We start from the raw sequence: 1,557 nt of genomic DNA, 5'->3' as shown, positions 1-1,557 counted from the left end.
CCGGGTCCGGCTTCGACGCCCGCGTCGGCCGCGGCGTTCGCGAGTTCGGTGTCGTCGTCCGGCGTCACGTCGGCGGCGTGGAAGCCGGCCAGCGCGACTGCCGGGTCGGGGTCGACTCCGAGTTCGCGGACGACCGAGACGGCGTCGGTCGGGTCGAGTTCGAGGTCCGCATCGGCGTTCGACAGGCCCACGACTGCCACAACGTCGTCGTTTGCGACAGTGTCCGGGGCGTCGGTCGCGCGGATGCGGAAGGGGACGTCGAGTGTCCTGAGCGCCCGTCCGATAACACCGGCGGCCGCGACAGCGGCACCGCTCGCGCTGACGCGAAGGCGAACGAACGTCGCCTCGCGGAGCGTGGCGGCGGCGTCGGCGGCGGGTGTCTGTTCGGCGGGGCTCACGGACATTCAGTTATTCTTCGAGGAGTTCGACAGCGACGTCGTAGCTGTAGGTGAAGTCGTCGTCGAGCTTGTCGCCGCGGTAGTACGAGACGAGGCGGCGAATCTTCGACTCCGTGTTCTGCAGGGCGCGACGGTTGGACTTGTCCTGCTGGTTCTCCTCCATGTGCTCGCGGAGGCGCACGGCGCGCTCCATGAGGTTACGGAGGTCCTCGGGGAGGTCGCCTGCGGCGTCGTTCTCCTCGAGGATGGTGGTGACCTTCTTGCCCGTGGCGAGCTTGACGTCCGGGACGGGAACGCCCTTGACGCCTTCGTCGCGCAGGGACAGGCCGATCTGGCTCGGGTCCTTGCCCTGTTCTGCAAGTTCGACGACGCGGGCTTCGATGTCAGCCGCGTCGACGTCGCTCCACTCCGGTGCTTCGTCTGCCACCGGCTTGTCCGAGCTGGACGAGCCACGGCGGCGGGTGTGCATTCGTGCCATTGTTGCGGGTTGGAACCGCACTGACCGCAGAAACGAGTACCCCGCAGTCGTCTCACCGACTGCTGGGGCACTACCGCAATCCCAAGCCCGAACCGGGCGAGTCAGATTTGCGGCCGTGCTGGATTCCCATCGGGTTGTCCACGCGCGCCGGGTTAAACCGTTTCGACTCGGCCCTGACTCGACCCCAACTCAACCCGGTCGGAATCGAAGGTCTTCTAAACGGGCGACGGCTATCGGAAGGTGCGGGCTCGTAGATCAGGGGTAGATCACTCCCTTGGCATGGGAGAGGCCCCGGGTTCAAATCCCGGCGAGTCCACTCACTTCCTTTCGGTCACTTCGTTCCCTTCAGCCGTTCGTGGACTCGCCGACGTCCCACTCGCTCTGCTCGCGGGACTCCCGGCGAGTCCATTTCTGAACGGAGTGAAGAAATGACGAGCCGAGCGCTCGCCGTGGCGAGCGCGTGGATTTGAAGCCCTGGAAGTCGCGCGGAGCGAACATCGTGAGCGAGCACGTCTTCCACCGGGTTCAAATCCCGTGAACTTCGTTCGCGACCTTCGCAAACCTCCGGTTTGCTCAGTCCCGGCGAGTCCACTCACGTTCTTCCGTTGCTTCGTTCCGTCAGCCGTTCGTGGACTCGCCGACGTCCCACTCGCTCTGCTCGCGGGACTCCCGGCGAGTCCA

General features: G+C 65.8%; 1 protein-coding gene, 1 tRNA gene and 1 pseudogene. 1 reads left to right on the top strand and 2 read right to left on the bottom strand.

Annotated elements, in window-relative coordinates:
- Together NKF06_RS20560 and NKF06_RS20555 are read right to left on the bottom strand one after the other, a co-directional pair.
- Nucleotides 1–404 (bottom strand): annotated as a pseudogene (locus tag NKF06_RS20560) (exonuclease); the annotation flags it as partial.
- Between the two features lie 4 nt (nucleotides 405–408).
- Nucleotides 409–876, bottom strand: coding sequence for a 30S ribosomal protein S15 (locus NKF06_RS20555; protein WP_004977438.1), 468 nt, complete (start codon nucleotides 874–876; stop codon nucleotides 409–411).
- Between the two features lie 244 nt (nucleotides 877–1,120).
- Here NKF06_RS20555 and NKF06_RS20550 point away from each other — a divergent pair.
- A tRNA-Ala gene (locus NKF06_RS20550) sits at nucleotides 1,121–1,192 on the top strand.
- Nucleotides 1,193–1,557 lie beyond the last annotated feature (365 nt).

The organism is Haloferax sp. AB510, assembly GCF_024136985.1.
Taxonomy (GTDB): domain Archaea; phylum Halobacteriota; class Halobacteria; order Halobacteriales; family Haloferacaceae; genus Haloferax.
Note: the sequence above shows the minus strand (reverse complement) of the source record. Positions and strands in the feature narration are given on the sequence as shown.